Genomic DNA, 21,050 nt, shown 5'->3' on the forward strand with positions numbered 1-21,050 from the left:
CCGTTGAAATCAAGCGAGCTGGCAGAAAAATTGTTGGAAACAGCCACGACCATTACCCTTCGAAACACTCGTTAAAAAATGTGGCGAAACGCAAGAACACGCGCCCCGGCAATCAATCTCGTCCTGAGGAGCGGTCTGGGGCACAAGACGGGCGTCGCTGAAAACGGGCGGTGCCCCGGTCCTTCCCCCCGATCCCCCCCGGCAAACGCGCCCGGAGATCGGCTGCTCCTCATACCTCTGTCCCAACGTTAACAATCCGCGGCCACGGCACAAACATATTTTCGCCACAGAACCGCACTCGGCCCGAAACTTGAGGTTTATTACAAAAGTACTACCAGCATGGTAACTTTATAACTAACCCTTGAGGGGCGGTGGGTCTTCGAAAATTATGCCTCAGGTTGTCGTCGCATGTTCTTCCTGTGGTGGAAAATGCTGATTGGCGAACCACCTGAATGGATGGCCCCGATACATCTCGAACCTCCAATCTTCGGCTCGAGTCGCTTCAGGAAATTTAAATGATCGGGGACGCGAAATGTGATTTGCACGGTGAGATTGTTCCCGGATCGCCCGAATCCGGTCTGCGAACTCTCTCGCGCCTGCGAATTGACCGACGGATGAACGAATCATCCGACGCCTATCCGACTGCCCCCGGGCCGGTCATCGACCCCTACCGGGACCCGGGAACCCACTCTCCGGCAACCTGCGGCTTGCCAATCGGGGCGCTCGCGTCCACTTTGCCTCGGCCTCTGCACCTTTACGCAACAGATCCGGGCCTGACATGACCGAGACCGAGCTTCCCGTCGCACTCGTCACCGGCTCGGCCGGGTTCATCGGCATGCATGTCTGCGAGCGGCTGATCGCGGATGGGTACAGGGTGGTCGGGCTCGACTCCCTGAACGACTATTACAGCGTCGCGCTCAAGCAGGCGCGCCACGACCGGCTGGCGCGGCACAACGCGTTCAGCGCCGAGATCGGCAAGATCGAGGATCCCGGCCGGCTGATGCGGCTGTTCGAGGAAAACCGCCCCAGCCTCGTGGTCCATCTCGCGGCGCAGGCGGGGGTGCGCTACTCGATCGAGCAGCCGCGCGCCTATCTGGAGGCGAACCTGCAGGGCAGCTTCGAGCTTCTGGAGGCGGCGCGGGCGCACCCGCCCGCGCATATGCTGTTCGCCTCGACCAGCTCGGTCTACGGGGCCAATACCGAGATGCCCTATCGCGAGACGGCCAAGGCCGACACGCAGATGTCCTTCTACGCCGCCACCAAGAAGGCGGGCGAGGCGATGGCGCATTCCTACGCGCATCTCTACGACCTGCCGATCACCATGTTCCGCTTCTTCACCGTCTACGGGCCCTGGGGCCGGCCGGACATGGCGCTGTTCAAGTTCACCCGGGCGATCCTCGAGGACACGCCCATCGACATCTACAACCACGGCGACATGAAGCGCGACTTCACCTATATCGACGATCTGGTCGAGGGGATCCGCCGTCTCGCCGATGCGATCCCGGCCCGGCCCGGACCCGAGGGCCCACGGGAGGGCGACAGCCTCTCCGCGGTCGCCCCATTCCGGGTGGTGAATATCGGCAACGGCGCGCCGGTGCCGCTGATGGAGTTCGTCGAGGCGATCGAGGCGGCGCTGGGACGGACGGCGATCAAGCGCTTTCTCGACATGCAGCCGGGGGACGTGCCCGCCACATGGGCCGATACGCGGCTTATCGGCGAGCTGACCGGCTATGCCCCCTCGACCCCCGTCGCGCTCGGCGTGGCGCGCTTCGTAGAGTGGTACCGCGACTATCACGGTGTCTGAATCGTGGGCATGGCGACCGGCGCGGCCGTCTTGCACGCAGGACGGTGCCCAGGGGGCTTGCCTCTCGGTGCGGTGCCTGCGAGCCTCGCCGCATGGATGATTGGACCATACGCCGGGCCGTGCCCGAGGACGCGGCCGCGCTGACCGCCTGCTTCGCGCGGGCCTATGCGCCGCATGCGCATCTGCCCGACCTGCCGCCGGTCACGCGCGGCATCGGCGACGACATCGCCAACCACTATGTCTGGCTGGCCGAGCGCGGTGACGATGTGCTCGGCGGCGCGGTGCTGGTCATCGGCCCGGGCAGCGCCAAGCTGTCGAATATCTGCGTCGATCCGGCTGCCGCCCGCAACGGCATCGGACGGGCGCTCCTGCGGCTCATCGAGGCCGAGGCCCGCGCCTGGGGGGCGCAGGCGGTGACGCTGACCACCCATGCGGCGATGGCGGAGACGCGGCGCTTCTACGATCACCTCGGGTGGCGCGAGACCGGGCGCTCCGGCAACCGGGTCTACATGGAAAAGCCCCTGCCCGGCTGAGGCCGCGCCGCAACCAAGTCCCCGATGCCGCGTTGTCGAGAGGCATCCCCGGCGGATGCGCCGGGCACGGGGAGCGTCATGGCCAAGGGCAGGACATCGAACAAGAAGGCCACGCCGGTCGAAGCGCCGCTGGAGCCGCGCGTCGAGGCGTTCCGGGCCTTGGCGCAACGCTATGCCGCGGATGGCTGCGCGATGCGGCCCGGCCAGCTCACCGGCCACGACCGGCGCATGCATGTGCGCGACACGATCATCGAGGACCACGCGACGCGGATCGACCAGAAGGCGGTCGGCGCGCAGCGCAAGTTCGACAAGCTCTCAAGCTCGCTCTTCGCCTTCTTCCGGGGTACCTCGCTGCTGTTTCACCGCGACATGGCGGGCGAGGATTCGCGGATGCCGACGGTGCTGCTGCTGGGGGACGTGCATCCGGGCAATTTCGGGGTGATGCCCAATGCCGACAACGTGCCGATCTTCGGAGTCAACGATTTCGACGATGTCTGCTACGGCCCCTTCACCTGGGACCTGAAGCGCGGCGCGACAGGCTTCATGCTCGGCGCCGGGGAAAAGTGCGGCTACGGCGCCAAGGCGCAGCGCAAGATCGCCCGGGCCTTCATCGACGGCTATCTCGACGGCATGGAGTTCTATGCCAGGAGCGGCACCGAGTCCGGCGAGGAACTGCGCCCCGACAACAGCCCCAAGGTGATCCGGCGGCTGTTCGAGGAGGCGCGGACCTCGCGGGCCGACTGGTTGCGCGACCGCTATCTCGACGAGACCGGACGCGGCTTTCGCGCCAACGATGAGTTCACCCCGGTATCGCGCCGGGTCGAGGAGTTCCAGAAGCAGATCGACAGGCTCGCCGCGGGCGACAAGGTCGGGCGTTCGCGCCGGATCGAGGGTCTCATGGTCAAGGACGTGGCGATCCGGCATGGGCAGGGTACCGCCTCGCTCGGCCTGCCGCGCTACTACGTGCTGCTCGAAGGCCCATCGGGCGACGCCACCGACGACCTGATCATCGAGTTCAAGCGCGCCCGCCGCTCGGCGCTGAGCGGGCTTGTGCCCGAGACCGGCTTCGACTCGGGCGAGTTGGGCGCCCGGATCGCGCATGGGCAGTCGGTGCATCTCGCCCATGGCGACGTGTTCTACGGCGAGGTCGAGATCGAGGGCGAGAGCTTCATGTCACGCGAACGCGCGCCGTTCCGAGAGGACATCGATCTCGACGAGCTGTCGAAGAAGACCTGGAAGGCCTATGCGCGGGTCTGCGGTCGGGCACTGGCGCAGGCGCATGCCCGCTCCGACGAGGTCGGGCAGATCGATTACGACGTGGAGCCGCGCATCCTCGAGGCGATCGGGCCGCGCAAGCTCTTCGTGGCCGACATCCTCGATTTCGCCGAGGAGGCGCTGGCCCGGCTGCGCCGCGACCACGAGAGCTTTCGCCGCGACCACGCGCATGGCGCCTTCGAGGATCTGCGGCGCAGCTACCGCTGAGCGGTCAGACCGAGACCTCCGAGAGCAGCCGCTCGCGCGGCACGTCGTCGCGCGCGCCCGAAAGCGTCACCGCGCCGCGCCGCATCACCACGAAGCGATCGGCGAGATCATAGGCAAAGTCGAAATACTGCTCGACCAGCACGATCGCCATGTCACCCCGGTCGCGCAGCTTGGCGATCACCCGGCCGATCTGGGCGATGATGTTGGGCTGAATCCCTTCCGTCGGCTCGTCGAGCAGCAGCACGCGCGGCCTGAGCACCAGCGCGCGGGCGATGGAGAGCTGCTGCTGCTGGCCGCCCGACAGATCGCCGCCGCGCCGGTGCCGCATCTCGTGCAGCACCGGGAACAGCTCGTAGATCTCGTCCGGCACCTTGCGCTCGGCGCGCGGCAGCCCGGCAAAGGCGGTTTCGAGGTTCTCGCGCACGGTCAGGAGCGGGAACACCTCGCGCCCCTGCGGCACGTAGCCGATGCCGCGCCGCGCCTTGGCATGGGCCGAGAGCCCGGTGACCGCGTCGCCATCGAGCCGGATTTCGCCCCGGCTGGTCGGGTGCCGCCCGGCAAGCGCCTTCAGCAGGCTGGTCTTGCCGACGCCGTTGGTGCCCATCACGCAGGTCACCTCGCCGGGGCAGGCCTCGAGCGAGACGCCGTCGAGGATCTGGCTGTGGCCGTAATGCAGGTCGAGCCTGTCCACTTGGAGCATGGTTATCGTCCCAGATAGACGTCGATGACGTCGGGGTTGGAGGTCACGTGGTCGAGGCTGCCTTCGGCCAGCACCGACCCCTCGTGCAGCACGGTCACCCGGCAGTTCAGCCGCCGCACGAACTCCATGTCGTGCTCGACCACCACCACGGCGCGGGTCTTCGCCGCCTCGACGAGGATCTCGGTGGTCTTCTCGCGCTCGGCCACGGTCATCCCGGCGGCGGGCTCGTCCACGAGCAGCAGCCGCGGCTCCTGCGCCAGCAGCATGCCGATTTCCAGCCACTGCTTCTGGCCATGGCTGAGTTCGCCCGACTTGCGGTCGAGATGCGCGGCGAGGCCGATGGTTTCGGACAGCGCGTCGACCCGCTCCAGATCGGCGGGGCCGGGCCGCCAGAACAGCGCCGCGAAAGGGCCGCGCTTGTTTTTCAGCGCCACCAGCAGGTTGGCGCGCACGGTCTGGTCCTCGAACACGGTGGGCTTCTGGAACTTGCGCCCTACCCCTTCGCGGGCGATCCGCGCCTCGGACAGGCCCAGCAGCGAGATCCCCTTTTCGCCCCAGCGGATCGTGCCCTTGTCGGGCCGGGTCTTGCCGGTGACGATGTCCATGAAGGTGGTCTTGCCCGCGCCGTTGGGCCCGATCACCGCGCGCAGCTCAGAAGCGCCCATGTGGAAGGACAGGTTGTTGATGGCGCGGAAGCCGTCGAAGCTGACCGAGACGCCCGAGACTTCGAGAAGCGTGCTCATGCCTTGGCCTCCTCTTCGCGGAAGCTGCCCTGATCGGGGCCGAGATCGGCGCCGTGCCGCGCCGGGCGGCGGCGCTGGGTCCACAGATCCACCAGCCCGCCCAGCCCCTTGGGAGCCAGCAGCGTGACCAGCACGAAGCTGAAGCCCAGCATCACCAGCCACCAGTCGACCCAGACGAGCCGCAGCGGCCCGAGATCGAGGTCGGGCAGCTTGCCCGAGGTGAAGAAGGAGGAGATCAGGCTGACCGCGATGGCGCCGATCACCGCGCCATAGAGCCGTCCGCGCCCGCCGATCGCCACCCAGACCGCGAGGTAGATCGAGGCGATCGGCATCATCTCGGCCGGGTTCACGATCCCCGCCTGCGGGTAGTAGAGCGCACCCGCGATGCCGGTGATCGCCGCCGACAGGGTGAAGACGGCGAGCTTGTAGCCCTCGACCGGGTAGCCGAGGAACCGCACCCGCGCCTCGTTGTCGCGGATGCCGCGCAGGATCGCCCCGAACTTGCCCGATACCACGAAGGCGCAGAGCAAGTAGCCCAGTCCCAGTGCCAGCGCCGATCCCCACAGGAACCACAGCGAGACGGTGGATTGCGGCACGCCCGAGAGCCCCGGCAGGTTCTGCAGCCCCGAGAGGCCGTTATTGCCGCGCAAACCGGCGTCGTTCTGGAACAGGTAGAGCGCCAGCGCCAGCGTCATCGCCTGGGTCAGGATCGACAGGTAGACACCGGTGACGCGGCTGCGAAAGGCGAGCCAGCCGAAGACCAGCGCCAGCGCCGAGGGCACGAGCACGACGAGCGCGAGCTGCGCCGGCAGCGAGCCCGAGAAGGCCCAGATCGCCGGGAAGTCCGAGGAGCCGACCACGCCGAAGATCTGCCCCCCCACCGCGTCGCGGATCTCCTGCGGCGTCGGCGGGATCGCCTGACCGGCGAGGCTCTCGGCGACGATCCCTTCGGTCCGCGCGGTCATCAGCCACATGCCGATCATGTAGCCGCCAAGCGCGAAGAAGGCGATGTTGCCCAGAGACAGAATGCCGGCATAGCCCCAGACCAGGTCCATGGCGAGCGCGGCCAGCGCGAGGCAGAGCGTCATCCCCAGCGTCTTGACGAAGCTGGTCGAGAGCCCGCCCGAGGCCGCCATCGCGGTGATGGCGAGCGTGCCGATCAGCAGCAGCCCCAGTACCACCGGCACCGACGGGTTGCGCTTGAGAAACGAGCCGGTCATGCGGCCTCCGATCTTTGAATGGCGATGCGGATCACGGTCAGTCCCCCGCGGCGCGGCCCCGGAGCGCGGTGATGCCGCGCGGCCGGAACTGGATGAAGATGATGACGGCGACGATCATCCATGTCTGCGCCGCCAGCGTGTTCGAGGGGTTCAGAACCTCGATGCCCTTCTGCAGACCGCCGATCATCGCGGCGCCCGCCAGAGTGCCCCAGATGTTGCCGACGCCGCCGACCACAACGGTCATGAAGCTCTGCACGATGTAGTCGGCACCCATCTCGGAAGTGACCTTGGCGTAGAGGCCGATGGCGACACCGGCGATGCCCGCGATGCCCGAGCCAAGCCCGAAGGTCAGCATGTTGACCCGACCAGGATCGATGCCGACCGAGGCCGCCATGCCGGGGTTCTGGGTCACCGAGCGGGTCTCGAGTCCGAGCCGGGTGCGCTTCATCAGGAATAGGAAGAAGCCGAGGAACATCAGCGCCAGCACGAAGATTGCGATGCGGATATGGCTGATGCCGACCACGTCGTTGACGATCCAGGCGCCGCCGAGCCAGTCCGGCGCGGTGAGCGGCCGGGCCTGCGTGCCGAAGATGATCTTGGCGAGCTGCTGCAGCGCGATCGAGATGCCGAAGGTGGCGAGCAGCGTCTCCAGCGGGCGCTTGTAGAGATGCCGGATCACCAGCCGCTCCATCGCGACGCCGGCCGCGAAGGTGACCACGAAGGCCGCCGGCAGCGCCGCGATCAGCGACAGCGTCCGGTCGGGCACGATCTGCTGCACCAGATAAGCGGTATAGGCGCCCATCATGATGAATTCGCCATGCGCCATGTTGATCACCCCCATCACCCCGAAGGTGACGGCGAGGCCGATCGCGGCGAGGAAGTAGATCGAGGCGAGCGAGAGCGCGTCGAGGCCGATATCGACCCCCTTCATCGCGCCGACCCTGATGCCGATCGAGGTAAGCGCCGCGCGGGCGGCATCGGTCACGGCCTCCGAGGGTTCGGTATAGATGTCGAAGAAGGCGTGGGCGGCCAGCGCCGCGTCGACATCGGCCTCCTCGACGCGGGGGGCCACGAGGCCCTCGGCGGCGAGCGCGTCATAGGCGCGGGCGCGGGCCTCCGGGTCGCCCAGCGTCTCGACCGGCACGCCGCCGACCATGCCGTCGGCGCGGTTGACCTCGAGCGCGGCGCGGATCTCGTCGGCGCTGGGGCGCGACGGCGCCAGCCCGGCATCGACCAGCGCGCCATAGGCGGCGGCGCGCGACAGGCTTTCGCCGCCGGGCGACAGCTCTCGCGCGACGTTGCCCTCGGGCGTCTCGCCCTCGGGCAGCGCCACCATGCGGCTGGCCAGCAGCGGGTTGATGGCGGCGCGGGTCTCGACGGCGGTGTCGGTGGACAGCGCCTCGATGGCGGCGACGCGCTCGGCCTCGTCGGTGCCGAAGCGCGCGGTCAGCAGCCGCTCCAGCCGGATCTTGCGGGCCAGGAGATCCGCGTCCTCCTCGGTCTCGATCGAGGCGCGCAGCGGCGCCAGCAATTCGGGCTCGGGATCGCGGGTGATGGATTCCAGCGCGGCCCGCCTGCGGCGCGGCTCGGGATCGGTGAGCTGGAACTGCACCAGCGCGGTGCCGATCAGCGCGCGGATGCCGCTGTTGGGCTTGATCTGCTCCATCGCATCCGTCTCGGCCGGGCCCGCCTCGTCGCCGGTATCGACATCGACGAGGATCTCTTCCCCGTCCTTTTCGATGACCCGCCAGAAACGGCCCTCCGCGTCGATCCAGAGCGCCTTGTCCTGCCAGGCCTGCAGCACCGGCTGCACCCGTGGCAGTCCGCTTGCGACGATCGCCTCGATCGCCGGGCCGATGGTGCGCCGCGAGCTTTCCTCGATCAGCGCGCCCTGCGCCTGCAGCAGGTCCTGCACCGGCCCGGCCTGCGCCATGCCCGCGCCAAGGCCCAGCCAGAGCGCCGCCAGCGCCGTCTTGATTGTCCGTCTCATCATCCCGCCCCCGAGGGGGACCGGGGGCACGGCCCCCGGTCCGACCATGCTCAGTAGTTCGATTTGGTTTGCACGCAGGTCTCGGTCTGCGTGTTGTACATGCCGCAATCGAGTTCCTGCCAATCCGAGGTCAGCACCGCGCTCTCGGGCAGGTAGTCGGTCCAGGCGTCGCCCGGCACGGGATCGGTCTCGCTCAGGATGTCGAACTGCCCGTCCTCGGTGATCTCGCCGATCAGCACCGGCTTGGTCAGGTGATGGTTGGGCAGCATCTCGGCGGTGGAGCCGGTCAGGTTGTCGAAGGTCTGGCCATACATCGCCGCGCGCACCGCATCGACATCGGTGGTGCCGGCATCCTCGACCGCCTGCGCCCACATGTTGAAGCCGATGTAATGCGCCTCCATCGGGTCGTTGGTGACCCGCTCCTCGCCCATCTTCTCCTTCCACTTGGCAACGAAGGCCTCGTTGGCCTCGCCCTCGGCCGACTGGAAGTAGTTCCACGCCGCGAGGTGGCCGACGAGGTTCGAGGTGTCGAGACCCGACAGCTCCTCCTCGCCCACCGAGAAGGCGATGACCGGGATGTCCTCGGCCGAGACGCCCTGCGCCGCCAGCTCCTTGTAGAAGCCGATATTGGCATCGCCGTTGATGGTCGAGATCACGCCGACCTTCTTGCCGTCGGCGCCGAGCGCCACGACGTCCGAGACGATCTTGGACCAGTCGGAATGGCCGAAGGGGGTGTAGTTGACGAAGATGTCGGCATCGGCGACGCCCTGATCCTTAAGATAGGCCTCGAGGATGTTGTTGGTGGTGCGCGGATAAACGTAGTCGGTGCCCAGCAGCGCGAATTTCTCGACGCCCATCTCCTCGATCATGTAGTCGGTGGCGGGGATCGCCTGCTGGTTCGGCGCGGCGCCGGTGTAGAACACGTTTTTCGAGGATTCCTCTCCCTCGTACTGCACCGGATAGAACAGCAGCCCGTTCAGCTCCTCGATCACCGGCAGCACCGACTTGCGCGACACGCTGGTCCAGTTGCCGAAGATCACGTCGACCTCGTGCACGGTCAGCAGCTCGCGCGCCTTCTCGGCGAAGAGCGGCCAGTCGGAGGCCGGGTCGACCACCACCGCCTCGAGATCGCAGCCTAAGAGGCCGCCCTTCTCGTTCTGGTCCTCGACCAGCATCAGCACCGTGTCCTTCAGCGTCGTCTCGGAGATCGCCATGGTGCCCGAGAGCGAATGGAGCACGCCGACCTTGATCGGGCAGGCGGTGTCCTGCGCCATGGCGGGGGCGGCCGAGAGGCCGAGCGCCGCGGTCAGGGCGAGGGTGGAAATACGCGTTTTCATGTCACTGTCTCCCGCGGGACGCGGCGTCGACGTTGCCCGCTGGGCCCGCCGGTTCTAGATCTCGTCCCGCAACATCGTTGCACCCGGGGGCGGCCGTCGAGAGCTGCAATTCCTGCGGCCGTCCCCATCTCCCGCCCCTGCCCGGTGCCGATCGGCCCGGTGGCGGATGCGCTCATCGTTTGAGCAGCGCGGCCGAAGTGGCAAACTTCCGGGCGCCGCGGCGCAGCGGGATTGCGGCCATTGCCGACATTTTGTGCAAATGCCCGGGACCATGCCGTAATCCTGATCGCTATGGCGCGGCGGGCCCGGCGATCCCGGCGCCCGGTCTGGCATCTTCGTATCCGGACGGCGCAGGAAAGCGGCAGGAGATGCCTCGGGGAGAACCGCCATCCTGCACCAGCTGCCATATGCCGCCCCGCCTCGCGCGAAGGGCGCCCTGCGGATCGAGGCCGGGGCGGGCGGGCTGTCGCTGCTGCGCCAGGAAGGGGCGCTGCGGGCGCTGTTCCCGCGCAAGCCGCATGTCGAGGCGGTGATCCTCAACACCTCCGGCGGCGCCACCGGGGGCGACCGGCTCGAGATCGAGGCGCGGGCGACCCCGGGCGGGCATCTGCGGCTCACCACGCAGGCCGCCGAGCGGGCCTATCGCAGTTCCGGCGGCCCGGCGGCGCGCATCCGCAACCGGCTCGCGGCCGAGACCGGCGCGCGGCTCGACTGGCTGCCGCAGGAGACGATCCTCTATCGCGGCTGCGATCTCGACCGGGCGCTCACGCTCGATCTCGCTCCCGGCGCCCGGGCGCTTCTGGTCGAGCCGGTGATCTTCGGCCGGGCGCTGATGGGCGAGGTGCTGGGCGAGGCGCGGTTCCGCGACCGCATCGAGATCCGCCGCGACGGCGCGCCGCTCTATCTCGACGCGATGCGGCTCGAAGGAGACGTCGCCGCGCATCTCGCGCGCCCCGCCGTGGCGAACGGCGCCGGCGCGATGGCCAGCGTGATCCTCGCCGCCGCCGAGGCCGAGGCGCATCTCGCGCCGATCCGCGCGCTGCTGCCCGCAACGGGGGGCGCGACGCTCGTCGCCCCCGACCTTCTGGTGCTGCGGCTTCTGGCCGAGGACGGCTTCGCGCTGCGCCAGACGCTTCTGCCGATGCTCGACCTGCTGACCGGCGGCACCCTGCCCGCCTCATGGAGACTATAGGATGAACCTCACCCCCCGCGAAAAGGACAAGCTCTTGGTCGCCATGGCCGCCGAGGTGGCGCGCCGCCGCCTCGCCCGGGGCGTCAAGCTCAACCACCCCGAGGCGATCGCGCTGATCACCGACGCGGTGGTCGAGGGCGCGCGCGACGGCCGCAGCGTGGCCGAGATGATGCAGAGGGGCGCCGAGGTGATCACCCGAGCGCAATGCATGGCGGGCGTGCCCGAGATGATCCCCGAGGTGCAGGTCGAGGCGACGTTCCCCGACGGCACCAAGCTCGTCACCGTGCACGACCCGATCCGTTGAGCCCCAGTCGTCGAAAGGACCGATGATGACCCGCATCCTGCTTGCCACCCCGCTCGTCCTTCCCGCCCCGGCGCTCGCCCATGCGGGCGCGGCGCATCTCCATGCCGGTTGGGCCGGGCCCCTCCTCGGCCTCGCGCTCGTTGCCGTGGCGCTGATCCGGGGGCTGCGCGCATGATCCCCGGCGAGGTGATGCCAAAGAGCGGCGAGATCGAACTGAACGCGGGGTCGGAGGCGATCACGCTGATGGTCGCCAATACCGGCGACCGTCCGGTGCAGGTCGGCAGCCATTTCCACTTTGCCGAGGCCAATCCCGGCCTCGACTTCGACCGTTCGGCGGCGCGCGGACGGCGGCTCGACATCGCCTCGGGCACGGCGGTGCGCTTCGAGCCGGGCCAGCGCCGCGAGGTGCGGCTGATCGAGATCGGCGGCGACCGGCGCGTCTTCGGCTTCCAGGGCGACGTGATGGGAGAGCTGTGATGGTCGCGCATGGGGGGAATCGGCTTCGTATGCTAGGCTGGCGGCGGACCGGACCGGAGGTTTGCCATGCGTTTCGTTTTCCTGTTCCCGCTCCTTCTCCTGCATTCCCTGCCCGCCTTGGCGCGGAACGACTATCACCGCTGCGACCCGTCCACGCAGATGGGCCTCAACTTCTGCGCCCACGAGGAGTGGATGGCCGCCGATGCCGAGCTGAACCGCCTGTGGGGCGTGGTGAAACCGCGCGCCGATGCCCGGGGGACCGGTCAGGCGCTTCTGAACGAGCAGCGCGCCTGGCTCGCGCGGCGCGACGCGACCTGCGAGCCGGAGCAGCAGGGCGGCGGCAGCGCCGCGCCGATGTTCTACTGGAGATGCATGGAGGAGCTGACGCTGCGCCGCAACGCGGAGCTGCGCGCGCTGCGCTGAGCCGCGCCTCCATGAGCCCTGCGACCCAACTCATGGAGGCCATCCGATGCCCGTGACCATTCCGCGCGGCGACTACGCCGCCATGTACGGCCCCACCACCGGCGACCGGGTCCGGCTCGCCGATACCGACCTCGTGATCGAGGTCGAGCGCGATCTCACCACCTATGGCGAGGAGGTGAAGTTCGGCGGCGGCAAGACGATCCGCGACGGCATGGGCCAGAGCCAGCGCTCGCGCGCCGAGGGCGCGGTCGACACGGCTGTAACCAACGCGCTGATCCTCGACCATACCGGCATCTTCAAGGCGAATGTCGGGCTGCGCAACGGGCGCATCGCCGCCATCGGCAAGGCGGGCAACCCCGATACCCAGCCGAACGTCGACATCGTCGTGGGCCCCGGAACCGAGGTGATCGCCGGCGAGGGGCGCATCCTCACCGCCGGCGGCATGGACAGCCACATCCACTACATCTGTCCGCAGCAGATCGAGGAGGCGCTGGCCTCGGGCGTCACCACCATGCTCGGCGGCGGCACCGGTCCGGCGCATGGCACGCTCGCCACCACCTGCACGCCGGGGCCGTGGCATCTCGCCCGGATGCTGCAATCGGCCGATGCCTTCCCGATGAACCTCGCCTTCGCGGGCAAGGGCAACGCCTCGCTGCCCGGCGCGCTGCACGAGCAGGTGCTCGCCGGCGCCAGCGCGCTGAAACTGCACGAGGATTGGGGCACGACGCCTGCCGCCATCGACTGCTGCCTGCGGGTCGCCGACGAGACCGGCGTGCAGGTGATGATCCACACCGACACTCTCAACGAGGCGGGCTTCGTCGAGAACACCGTCAAGGCCATCGCGGGCCGCACCATCCATGCCTTCCATACCGAGGGCGCGGGCGGCGGCCATGCCCCCGACATCATCAAGATCTGCGGCGAAATGTCGGTGCTGCCCGCCTCGACCAACCCGACGCGGCCCTTCACCGTCAACACGGTCGAGGAGCACCTCGACATGCTGATGGTCTGCCACCACCTCGACAAGCGCGTGCCCGAGGACATCGCCTTCGCCGAGAGCCGGATCCGGCGCGAGACCATCGCCGCCGAGGACATCCTGCACGACATGGGCGCCTTCTCGATCATCGCCTCGGACAGCCAGGCGATGGGCCGCGTCGGCGAGGTGCTGATCCGCACCTGGCAGACCGCCGACAAGATGAAGCGCCAGCGCGGGCGTCTGGCCGAGGAGGCCGGTGAGAACGATAATTTCCGTGCCCGCCGCTATGTCGCGAAATACACGATCAATCCGGCGCTGGCGCATGGCCTCGCGCATGAGATCGGCTCGATCGAGCCGGGCAAGCGCGCCGATCTGGTGCTCTGGCATCCGGCCTTCTTCGGGGTGAAGCCCGAGATGGTGCTCTTGGGCGGGCAGATCGTGATGGCGCAGATGGGCGATCCCAACGCCTCGATCCCCACCCCGCAGCCGGTGCATCTGCGGCCGATGTTCGGCGCCTATGGCCGTGCGGTCGAACATGCGGGCGTGACCTTCGTGTCCGAGGCCGCGCAGCAGGACGGTATCCGCGAGAGGCTCGGCCTCGCCAAGCAGACGGTGGCCATCGGCGACACGCGGCACGTCACCAAGCGCGATCTGAAGCTCAACGACGCCCTCCCGCATGTCGAGGTCGACCCCGAGACCTACGAGGTGCGTGCCGACGGCGTGCTGCTGACCTGCGAGCCCGCCGAGGTGCTGCCGATGGCGCAGCGCTATTTCCTGTTCTGAGGTAATGCGATGAGTGATCTTCCCACCGCCCGGCAACTGCACCGCAAGGGCCACTGGTCAGGCCCGCACGAGGCTTGCGCGCTCGACTACGAGGGCCGCTTCCTGCGCCGCAAGCGGCTCGTGACCGCCTCGGGTCGCCCGTTCCTCGTCGATCTGCCGCAGACGACTTCGCTGGAAGCGGGCGACGCGCTGGAGCTGTCGGATGGTTCTCTCGTGGCGATCGAGGCCGCGCCCGAGCCGCTGACCGAGGCGCGCGGCGACCTCGTCCGCCTCGCTTGGCATGTCGGCAACCGGCACACGCCCTGCGAGATCAGACCCGACCGGCTGGTGATCCGCCGCGACCACGTGATCGCGCATATGCTGGCGCATCTGGGCGCCGAGCTGCGCGACGTGACCGGGCCATTCACCCCCGAAGGCGGCGCCTATGGTCACGGCCGCACCCATGCGCATGAACATGTCGCGACGGCACATGCTCACTGAGTTGCAGGCCCTGACGCTGGCGCGATGGCTCTCGCCCGGCTACCCGGTCGGGGCCTTCGCCTATTCGCACGGGCTGGAACGGGCGATCGCGGATGGCCGGGTTTTCGACCGCGCGACGCTCGATGACTGGCTGCGCGATACGCTGGAGTTCGGCGCGGGTCGCAACGACGCGCTGCTGCTCGTCGCCGCATGGCACGCGGATGGGGACGACCTGGCCGGCATCGACGCCACCGCCCGCGCCCTGGCCGCCAGCCGCGAGCGGCTGATCGAGACGGAGCGGCAGGGCACGGCCTTCGCGCGGACCGAGGCCCGGGTCTCGGGCGTCACGGCGGCCCCCCTCGCCTATCCCGTCGCCATCGGCGCGGCGGCGGCGCGGCACGGTCTGCCGCCCCGATCCACTTGCGCGCTCTACCTGCAGGCCTTCGCGGCCAATCTCGTTTCGGCGGCGCAGCGGCTGATGCCGCTGGGCCAGACCGAGGGGCAGCGGCTGCAATCCGCGCTCGCGCCGCTTTGCGCGCGCATCGCCGAGGAGGTCGAGCACGGCACGCTCGACGATCTCTCCTCCACCACCTTCATAGGCGACATCGCGTCGATGCGCCACGAAACCCAGCAACCGAGGATCTTCGCCACATGAGCATCAGAACGATGAACGGGCCCCTCCGCATCGGCATCGGCGGCCCCGTCGGCGCCGGCAAGACGACGCTCACCGCCCAGCTCGCCCGCGCGCTTGCGCCCGGCCATTCGATCGGCGTCATCACCAACGACATCTACACGCAGGAGGATGCCGAGGCGCTGATGCGGATGCAGATCCTGCCCGGCGACCGGGTGATCGGCGTGGAAACCGGGGGTTGCCCGCATACCGCGATCCGCGAGGATGCGAGCCTCAACCTCGCCGCCGTGGCGGAACTGGAGCGGCGGCATCCCGGCATCGAAGTGGTGCTGATCGAGAGCGGCGGCGACAATCTCTCGGCCACCTTCTCGCCCGAGCTCGCCGATCTGACCGTCTACGTCATCGACGTGGCGGCCGGCGAGGAAATCCCGCGCAAGGGCGGCCCGGCGATCACCCGCTCGGACCTTCTGGTGATCAACAAGACCGATCTGGCGCCGCATGTCGGCGCCTCGCTCGAGGTGATGCAGCGCGACGCGGCGCGGATGCGGGGATCGCGGCCCTTCGTGTTCTGCGCGCTCCGCCACGGGCGCGGTGTCGACGAGGTGCTGGCGCATCTACGCGAGATGGGCGGCCTCGTACCGCAGGGCGCCGCCTGACGCCCCGTGGCCCGGTGGATCAGCGCGCGACCGCGCGCGCGGCGGCGTCGCGGGCGATCTCGCGGATCTGCGAGCGCGCGAAGCCGAGATCGGCTAGATCGCGGTCGCTCAGCCGCGACAGCTCGGACACGGTGCGGCGGTAGACGCGCCACCGCGTCGTGGCCGAGGCAAGGTATCCCGCGACATCGGTACGGGCCTGGGACGGTACTGCGAGTCTCATGACGGTATCTCCTGACATGATCTGAACGGGCGCTCCCGCGCCGCTTGATCGAAGACTGGCGTCTCGACGCAGCATGTACCAGTGCCGTCGGGCTGTACCCTGCCATGCAATTGCTGCAATGCAGCATCATTGGTTTGACCGGGCTGCGTTTTCCTCCTGCCGGCCGATCGGGCAGGCAGCGTCAGATCTGTCTGCGGGGCGATCATTCGCCGCGCGAAGTCCCCGGCAGGCGGCGATTTCGACGGAACTGCCCGTTTCGCACGGGCCGCCAGCCCCGACCGCGCAAGGGCGAATCATTCCCGGCCAACACTCGGGTGGGGGCTTTCGACGCATTGCAGTCGCGGGCCGAGATCGAACTTGGATCGACCCGCGCCGCTGTCCCATCGGGGATAGGCGGCGCCTATCCCCGACCCCCGCGAAGGCCGTCTCAGCCTTCGGCCGGCGCGTCGCCGACCTGCTTGAGCCGCAGCGCCTGGGTCCGGCCATCCTTGGCCTCGCCGAAGAAGATCGTCTGGTGCGGGAAGGGAATCTCGATCCCGCGCGCGTCGAAGATCCGCTTGAGGATGCCGTTATAGGCCCGGCCCAGCCCCCATTGCGTGCCCGGCACGGTCTTGATCCGCGCCCGCACCACCACGGCGCTGTCGGCGAAGCTGTTGACGCCGAACCACTCCATGTCGCCGATGATGTTGACGCGCTGATCTGGGTCCTGCTTGAGCTCTTCGAAGGCGTCGAACATCGCCTGCTTCGCCTCGTCGACATCCTCGCGATAGGCGATCCCCATGTCGCAGACAAAATACGAGAAATCGCGCATGAAGTTCGACACCATGTCGACGCTGGAGAACGGAATGATGTGGAAGGTGCCCTGCACGTCGCGCAGCGACACCGAGCGCACGGTCAGCTTCTCGACCACGCCGGTGGTGCCGCCGACGGTGACGACGTCGCCCACATTCATCGCGTTCTCGAACTGGATGAAGACGCCGGTGATGATGTCCTGCACCAGCTTCTGCGCACCGAAGCCGATGGCGAGGCCCAGCACACCCGCCGAGGCCAGCAGCGGCCCGATGTCGAGGCCAATCTCAGCCAGGGCGAACATCAGCGTGAAGATCAGCAGCGCGATCGCGAAGGCGTTGCGCAGCAGCGTCAGCAGCGTGGTCTCGCGCGAGGTCGGGATCTTGCCGACCTCGGGGTTGAGCCGATAGTCGATCCAGCTGTTCACGGCGAGCCAGATCATCGCCGCCACCAGCAGGATCAGCGCCAGCGAGACGATGCGGCCCGTGGCCTCGAGACCGACCGGCGAGGCGAACCAGCCGCCGAGATCGTAAAGCCCGATCACGTCGAGCGTGTAGATCACCACCGCCAGCGTGACGACGAGGCGCAGCGCGATCAGCACCTTGGGCACGATCGCGTTGAGGCGCGGCTCGAGCAGCGGCAGCTTGGTCCGCATCTCGGCGGGCAGCACCACGCCATGGCGCAGCGCGCGCCCGATCGCGCCGATGATCAGCGAGCCGATCAGCGCCGCGGCCAGCACCTTGCCCGAGGCGAGAAGATAGCCCGCCACCACATCGGCCGAGCGCGAGATCACCACCACGAACATGAAGCCCAGATAGGCCAGCGCGAACCAGTGCCAGGTCCGGGTCAGCGTGCCCAGCGTGCCGCCGAGCTGCTTGCGCGCCGGTGGCGTGGCCGCCGGACCCGCGCCGACCGGCGCCCCGGGGGTGGTTTCGCGGACGACCACGTCCGCATGGTCTTCGGGGAGGTCCTGCTCGTCCTCGACCTTCTCGGCCATCAGGCGGCGAGCGATCCAGTTCGCGACGTCGTCGCGATGCCGGATCACCAGCACCACCAGATAGACAAGAACGAAGACCGACAGCAGCGCCGAGACGCCGAGACCGGCGGCGAAGGAGACGTTGCGGTTGACCAGCGGCAGCACCAGAAGCTGGCCGTAGCCCAGCACGCTCACCACCACGTTCACGTGACGGTTCAGTCGCAGCGCGGCGCTGTTCGACAGGTTGACCAGCCGCAGCCCGCCAGTGGTGGGCGAAACGATGGCGCGAATGGCCACCTTGACCAGCTCGACCAGCAGGAAGGCGTTGAGATAAAGCGCCTGCCGGAACCCGACCTCGGCATATTCCCCCAGCGCCATCAGCGAAATCGCGTAACCCAGCGCCCAGGCCGCGACCACCACCGCGGCGTCGAGCAGGGTCGAGCCGATGAAGATGAAGATCGTGCGCAGGAAATTCGCATGCAGCGCGCGTTCGCCCATGCGGCGATAGACCGGTTTCGTCAGCGCGCGCAGGCCCATCCAGACCGCCACGGTGATGACGATGACAAGGATCAGGCTCTGGAAGGTTTCCCACAGCACCGGCAGGTCGAGGCTCGAAAGACCGCCCAGAAGATTGCCGTTGCCCGAGAAGCTGCGGACGATCTGGTCGGCCTGCACGGCCAGCCCCTCGGCGATGTCCTGCGTGACCTGAGCGATGCGCGAGCCGATCGAGACGCGCGGCTCGATCTGCTGCACCTCCTCGGCGGTGGCGGCCAGCGCCTCGATCGGCTCGGCCTCTGTGGTCACGCGCTCCAGCTCGGCGATCAGCGCATCGCGCGCGGTCTCGTCCCGCAGCACCTCGAGAAGACCGGTGAGCGGGCCCGCTTCGGCCTCGGCCTCGGCTTCTTCGGTAGCCGCGGCCACGGCGGGCAGGATCTGGGCGAGGGCCTGATGCGGCAGGGCGAGGCCGAGGATCAGGCCCAGCATCAGGGTCATCGCGTGTATCAGTTGGGCAAAGGGTCGCGGCATCGGCGGCCTTCCTCCTGGTCGTTCGGACGGGCCCAAGCACCGTCTGGCGGCCGGGCGGCTGGCATTGCGGTCGAAGCGCCCGACGGGGCGCCCGGGATCATGTCTCGGCGCGCACCCGTGGCACGGCGCCGTTTCGGAGGCAGTGCCTATCGCGGCACCGCGGATGAAGAAAGGGGGATACAGCCGTGAAACCGCTGCCATTCCCCGCCACGGGCCGGTCCGGCGCGGCTGCGGCGGGCGGGGCCCGGGCGGGAATAGACGAGCGTAGCATGGGCCTTGGACAGGCGCGCGGGCCCGCAACGGCGCGGCGACGGCATCGGCTTCACGACCGCGTCAGGCCGCCTGCGGCGCCGGGCGCACGCGTCCCAGCACTGGCGACAGCGCCGCGATCAGGAGCGCGAAGAGACCGACCAGGGCGAACGAGACCCGAAGCGAGCTGATATCGGCGACGAAGCCGATCGCTGGCGGACCCATCAGCATCGCGCCATAGCCCAGCGTCGCCACCGAGGCGATCGCCTGTCCGGCCGGGATCTCGGGGTCGGCGGCGGCGCGGCTGAAGGCCAGCGGGATCACCGCCGCGTAGCCCAGCCCCATCAGCACGAAGCCCGCGAGCGCCACCGCGAGACTGCCCGCGAGCGCGCAGGTCAGGTAGCCCGAGGCCGCCAGCAGCCCGCTTGCCAATGCCACGCGGCGCGGCCCGTGGCGGGTGATCAGCCGATCGACGCAAAGCCGCATCGCCACCATGGTAACCGAGAACACCGCGTAGCCCAGCGTCGCATGCGACTCGGCCGTGCCCAGCACATCGGCGAGAAACACCGCGCTCCAATCCACCGCCGCGCCCTCGCCCAGACCCGCGCCAAGCGCGATGAGGCCCACGAGGACCAGAGCGCCGCGCGGAAAGGCGAAGACCGGGTCGCCCGCGCCACCGCTGGCGACGCGCGAGGTCCAGTCGATCCGCAGGAACGGGCCGAACAGCAGTGCCGTAAGGAGTGCCGCCAGCATGAAATGCAGCGAGACGGGGGCGGCGAGGCTCGCGGCCGCGAAACCGCCGGCGGCGCCCAGCCCGGCGCCGAGGCTCCACATCGCATGAAAGGACGACATCACCGAGCGCCCCATGTGCCGCTCGACCTCGGCGGCCCAGGAGTTCATCGCCACGTCCATCGCGCCGTGGCACATGCCGAAGAGGAACAGCGCCAGCCCGAGCGCCGGTACCACCGGGGCGAGCCCGACCAGAGCGATCGAGACGAGATAGACCGCCGCGATCCAGCGTGTCACCCGCACCGCGCCGAAGCGATCGGCCAGCTTGCCCGCGATCGGAAAGGAGACCAGCGCCCCCACCCCCATCACCAGCAGAAGCAGCCCGAGCGCGCTCTCGCCCAGACCGAAGCCCGAGGCGACCGCCGGAACCCGCGAGGCCCAGCAGCCCAGAAGCACGCCGTTCAGGGCGAATGCCGCGGCGACGCTGCGCCACGGCGTGATGATCTCGGCCATTCGGTCTCTCCCGGCCCGCTCGGGCGTCGTTCAAATCGATTTCTGCAAGGATAGGCCCCGCAAGCGGAAGTACCATAGGCGGGACGATAACCGGGCGGCGAGCTGCCGCGGGACCCGGAGCGGATCGGCCTCATCCGCAAATCGATGGCCGCCCCCATCCGTTTGGGTTAGGCCGATGCCATGATGGATGCTCCGAACCTGCATATCCGTGCCGCCGAACCGGGTGACGCCAAAGCCCTCACGGCCATGGCGAACCTGTCCGGCGTGAGGCATGGCACCCTGCGCCTGCCCTTCGATCCGCAAAGCAGGATCGAGCGTCGCCTTGCGGCCGACTCCGGCGATCATTTCCTCGTCGGGGTTATCGAAGCGGGGGGCGTCCACGAGATCGTCGCCCATGCGGGGCTCATGCCGTGCAAGAGACGCCGGGCCCATGTCGGCGAGGTGCTTTTGATCGTGCATGACGACCATGTCGGTAAGGGCTACGGCACGGCCATGTTCGGGGCGCTGCTCGATCTCGCGGACAATTGGCTGGGGCTGCGCCGATTGGAGCTCGACGTGAACATCGACAACCACGCCGCGATGCGGCTCTACCAGCGGCATGGTTTCGAGGTCGAGGGGACGAAAAGGCAGGACGTGTTGCGGGACGGCATGCTGATCGACTCGCATATCATGGGTCGGTTGAAGGCGGCCCCTGAACCGGAGCGCTCCGGCCGATAACTCAGGACGGCATTGGCCCTGCAAGGCGCCCGGAATGTAGCCTGTCCGGCTGAAACCTCATCCCCCGCCGATCGCATGAACTCCCGGACGAAACGGCCGGGGCCCGCCAAGATCGTGGCATTCG

General features: G+C 68.6%; 21 protein-coding genes. 13 read left to right on the plus strand and 8 right to left on the minus strand.

The window, feature by feature from the left end:
- Positions 1–778 precede the first annotated feature (778 nt).
- From O4G76_RS07745 to O4G76_RS07755, 3 genes are all read left to right on the plus strand, one after another.
- Positions 779–1,804 (plus strand): SDR family NAD(P)-dependent oxidoreductase, encoded by a 1,026-nt coding sequence (locus tag O4G76_RS07745; protein ID WP_269396792.1) that lies wholly within the window; start codon positions 779–781, stop codon positions 1,802–1,804.
- A gap of 92 nt (positions 1,805–1,896) precedes the next feature.
- On the plus strand, positions 1,897–2,337 hold the full coding sequence (locus O4G76_RS07750; protein WP_269396793.1) for a GNAT family N-acetyltransferase: 441 nt from the start codon (positions 1,897–1,899) through the stop codon (positions 2,335–2,337).
- Positions 2,338–2,415: 78 nt separating this feature from the next.
- On the plus strand, positions 2,416–3,819 hold the full coding sequence (locus O4G76_RS07755) for a DUF2252 domain-containing protein (protein ID WP_269396794.1): 1,404 nt from the start codon (positions 2,416–2,418) through the stop codon (positions 3,817–3,819).
- Positions 3,820–3,823: 4 nt separating this feature from the next.
- On the opposite strand, the gene urtE is transcribed toward O4G76_RS07755, so the two are convergent.
- From urtE to urtA, 5 genes are read right to left on the minus strand one after another with little or no spacing between them, the layout of a single operon-like run.
- Positions 3,824–4,519, minus strand: coding sequence for an urea ABC transporter ATP-binding subunit UrtE (gene urtE / locus O4G76_RS07760; RefSeq protein WP_269396795.1), 696 nt, complete (start codon positions 4,517–4,519; stop codon positions 3,824–3,826).
- 2 nt (positions 4,520–4,521) lie between these two features.
- A complete protein-coding gene (gene urtD / locus O4G76_RS07765) occupies positions 4,522–5,262 on the minus strand; it encodes an urea ABC transporter ATP-binding protein UrtD (protein ID WP_269396796.1) in 741 nt (246 codons plus the stop codon).
- A complete protein-coding gene (locus tag O4G76_RS07770) occupies positions 5,259–6,482 on the minus strand; it encodes an urea ABC transporter permease subunit UrtC (protein WP_269396797.1) in 1,224 nt (407 codons plus the stop codon). Before O4G76_RS07770 ends, urtD begins: the two co-directional genes overlap by 4 nt.
- A 37-nt stretch (positions 6,483–6,519) precedes the next feature.
- Positions 6,520–8,472: an urea ABC transporter permease subunit UrtB gene (urtB, locus tag O4G76_RS07775; RefSeq protein ID WP_373568020.1), complete on the minus strand. Its 1,953-nt coding sequence runs from the start codon at positions 8,470–8,472 to the stop codon at positions 6,520–6,522.
- Positions 8,473–8,522: 50 nt separating this feature from the next.
- Positions 8,523–9,809, minus strand: coding sequence for an urea ABC transporter substrate-binding protein (gene urtA / locus O4G76_RS07780; protein WP_269396799.1), 1,287 nt, complete (start codon positions 9,807–9,809; stop codon positions 8,523–8,525).
- Between the two features lie 529 nt (positions 9,810–10,338).
- On the opposite strand from urtA, the gene O4G76_RS07785 reads away from it, so the two are divergent.
- The 9 genes from O4G76_RS07785 (at position 10,339) to ureG (ending at position 15,707) form a co-directional block, all read left to right on the plus strand.
- Positions 10,339–11,001, plus strand: coding sequence for an urease accessory protein UreD (locus O4G76_RS07785; RefSeq protein ID WP_269396800.1), 663 nt, complete (start codon positions 10,339–10,341; stop codon positions 10,999–11,001).
- 1 nt (position 11,002) lies between these two features.
- Complete coding sequence (locus O4G76_RS07790) at positions 11,003–11,305, plus strand: urease subunit gamma (RefSeq protein WP_269396801.1); 303 nt, start codon at positions 11,003–11,005, stop codon at positions 11,303–11,305.
- A gap of 25 nt (positions 11,306–11,330) precedes the next feature.
- Positions 11,331–11,480 carry a hypothetical protein gene (locus O4G76_RS07795; protein WP_269396802.1) on the plus strand — a complete coding sequence of 50 codons (150 nt, stop codon included), beginning with the start codon at positions 11,331–11,333 and terminating at the stop codon, positions 11,478–11,480.
- Entirely contained in the window at positions 11,477–11,782 is a 306-nt protein-coding gene (locus O4G76_RS07800; protein WP_269396803.1) for an urease subunit beta, read from the plus strand. The genes O4G76_RS07795 and O4G76_RS07800 overlap by 4 nt, the downstream gene beginning before the upstream one ends.
- 66 nt (positions 11,783–11,848) lie before the next feature.
- Complete coding sequence (locus O4G76_RS07805) at positions 11,849–12,205, plus strand: lysozyme inhibitor LprI family protein (RefSeq protein ID WP_269396804.1); 357 nt, start codon at positions 11,849–11,851, stop codon at positions 12,203–12,205.
- A gap of 46 nt (positions 12,206–12,251) precedes the next feature.
- Positions 12,252–13,961 carry an urease subunit alpha gene (gene ureC / locus O4G76_RS07810; protein WP_269396805.1) on the plus strand — a complete coding sequence of 570 codons (1,710 nt, stop codon included), beginning with the start codon at positions 12,252–12,254 and terminating at the stop codon, positions 13,959–13,961.
- A 9-nt stretch (positions 13,962–13,970) separates the two neighbouring features.
- A complete protein-coding gene (locus O4G76_RS07815) occupies positions 13,971–14,441 on the plus strand; it encodes an urease accessory protein UreE (RefSeq protein ID WP_269396806.1) in 471 nt (156 codons plus the stop codon).
- Complete coding sequence (locus tag O4G76_RS07820; protein WP_269396807.1) at positions 14,410–15,075, plus strand: urease accessory protein UreF; 666 nt, start codon at positions 14,410–14,412, stop codon at positions 15,073–15,075. The genes O4G76_RS07815 and O4G76_RS07820 overlap by 32 nt, the downstream gene beginning before the upstream one ends.
- Complete coding sequence (gene ureG / locus O4G76_RS07825; protein ID WP_269396808.1) at positions 15,072–15,707, plus strand: urease accessory protein UreG; 636 nt, start codon at positions 15,072–15,074, stop codon at positions 15,705–15,707. The genes O4G76_RS07820 and ureG overlap by 4 nt, the downstream gene beginning before the upstream one ends.
- 19 nt (positions 15,708–15,726) lie before the next feature.
- On the opposite strand, the gene O4G76_RS07830 is transcribed toward ureG, so the two are convergent.
- From O4G76_RS07830 to O4G76_RS07840, 3 genes are all read right to left on the minus strand, one after another.
- Positions 15,727–15,927, minus strand: coding sequence for a DUF1127 domain-containing protein (locus tag O4G76_RS07830; RefSeq protein WP_269396809.1), 201 nt, complete (start codon positions 15,925–15,927; stop codon positions 15,727–15,729).
- Positions 15,928–16,354: 427 nt separating this feature from the next.
- Positions 16,355–18,685 carry a mechanosensitive ion channel domain-containing protein gene (locus O4G76_RS07835; RefSeq protein ID WP_269396810.1) on the minus strand — a complete coding sequence of 777 codons (2,331 nt, stop codon included), beginning with the start codon at positions 18,683–18,685 and terminating at the stop codon, positions 16,355–16,357.
- A gap of 366 nt (positions 18,686–19,051) precedes the next feature.
- Positions 19,052–20,209 (minus strand): MFS transporter, encoded by a 1,158-nt coding sequence (locus tag O4G76_RS07840; RefSeq protein WP_269396811.1) that lies wholly within the window; start codon positions 20,207–20,209, stop codon positions 19,052–19,054.
- A 246-nt stretch (positions 20,210–20,455) separates the two neighbouring features.
- On the opposite strand from O4G76_RS07840, the gene O4G76_RS07845 reads away from it, so the two are divergent.
- The gene (locus O4G76_RS07845) at positions 20,456–20,926 is read left to right on the plus strand and encodes a GNAT family N-acetyltransferase (protein WP_269396939.1); all 471 of its coding nucleotides are present in this window, start codon (positions 20,456–20,458) and stop codon (positions 20,924–20,926) included.
- The last annotated feature ends 124 nt before the right edge of the window (positions 20,927–21,050 follow it).

This window comes from Limimaricola sp. G21655-S1 (assembly GCF_027213785.1).
Taxonomy (GTDB): Bacteria; Pseudomonadota; Alphaproteobacteria; order Rhodobacterales; family Rhodobacteraceae; genus Limimaricola.

Coding starts and splice junctions, on each gene's coding strand:
- O4G76_RS07830 (WP_269396809.1), bottom strand. CDS start 15,927: ATGAGACTCGCAGTACCGTCCCAGGCCCGTACCGATGTCGCGGGATAC.
- urtA (WP_269396799.1), bottom strand. CDS start 9,809: ATGAAAACGCGTATTTCCACCCTCGCCCTGACCGCGGCGCTCGGCCTC.
- urtB (WP_373568020.1), bottom strand. CDS start 8,472: ATGAGACGGACAATCAAGACGGCGCTGGCGGCGCTCTGGCTGGGCCTT.
- O4G76_RS07820 (WP_269396807.1), top strand. CDS start 14,410: ATGAACATGTCGCGACGGCACATGCTCACTGAGTTGCAGGCCCTGACG.
- O4G76_RS07845 (WP_269396939.1), top strand. CDS start 20,456: ATGGCGAACCTGTCCGGCGTGAGGCATGGCACCCTGCGCCTGCCCTTC.
- O4G76_RS07835 (WP_269396810.1), bottom strand. CDS start 18,685: ATGACCCTGATGCTGGGCCTGATCCTCGGCCTCGCCCTGCCGCATCAG.
- urtD (WP_269396796.1), bottom strand. CDS start 5,262: ATGAGCACGCTTCTCGAAGTCTCGGGCGTCTCGGTCAGCTTCGACGGC.
- ureG (WP_269396808.1), top strand. CDS start 15,072: ATGAGCATCAGAACGATGAACGGGCCCCTCCGCATCGGCATCGGCGGC.
- O4G76_RS07815 (WP_269396806.1), top strand. CDS start 13,971: ATGAGTGATCTTCCCACCGCCCGGCAACTGCACCGCAAGGGCCACTGG.
- urtE (WP_269396795.1), bottom strand. CDS start 4,519: ATGCTCCAAGTGGACAGGCTCGACCTGCATTACGGCCACAGCCAGATC.
- O4G76_RS07800 (WP_269396803.1), top strand. CDS start 11,477: ATGATCCCCGGCGAGGTGATGCCAAAGAGCGGCGAGATCGAACTGAAC.
- O4G76_RS07745 (WP_269396792.1), top strand. CDS start 779: ATGACCGAGACCGAGCTTCCCGTCGCACTCGTCACCGGCTCGGCCGGG.
- O4G76_RS07805 (WP_269396804.1), top strand. CDS start 11,849: ATGCGTTTCGTTTTCCTGTTCCCGCTCCTTCTCCTGCATTCCCTGCCC.
- O4G76_RS07840 (WP_269396811.1), bottom strand. CDS start 20,209: ATGGCCGAGATCATCACGCCGTGGCGCAGCGTCGCCGCGGCATTCGCC.
- O4G76_RS07755 (WP_269396794.1), top strand. CDS start 2,416: ATGGCCAAGGGCAGGACATCGAACAAGAAGGCCACGCCGGTCGAAGCG.
- O4G76_RS07790 (WP_269396801.1), top strand. CDS start 11,003: ATGAACCTCACCCCCCGCGAAAAGGACAAGCTCTTGGTCGCCATGGCC.
- O4G76_RS07750 (WP_269396793.1), top strand. CDS start 1,897: ATGGATGATTGGACCATACGCCGGGCCGTGCCCGAGGACGCGGCCGCG.
- O4G76_RS07795 (WP_269396802.1), top strand. CDS start 11,331: ATGACCCGCATCCTGCTTGCCACCCCGCTCGTCCTTCCCGCCCCGGCG.
- ureC (WP_269396805.1), top strand. CDS start 12,252: ATGCCCGTGACCATTCCGCGCGGCGACTACGCCGCCATGTACGGCCCC.
- O4G76_RS07770 (WP_269396797.1), bottom strand. CDS start 6,482: ATGACCGGCTCGTTTCTCAAGCGCAACCCGTCGGTGCCGGTGGTACTG.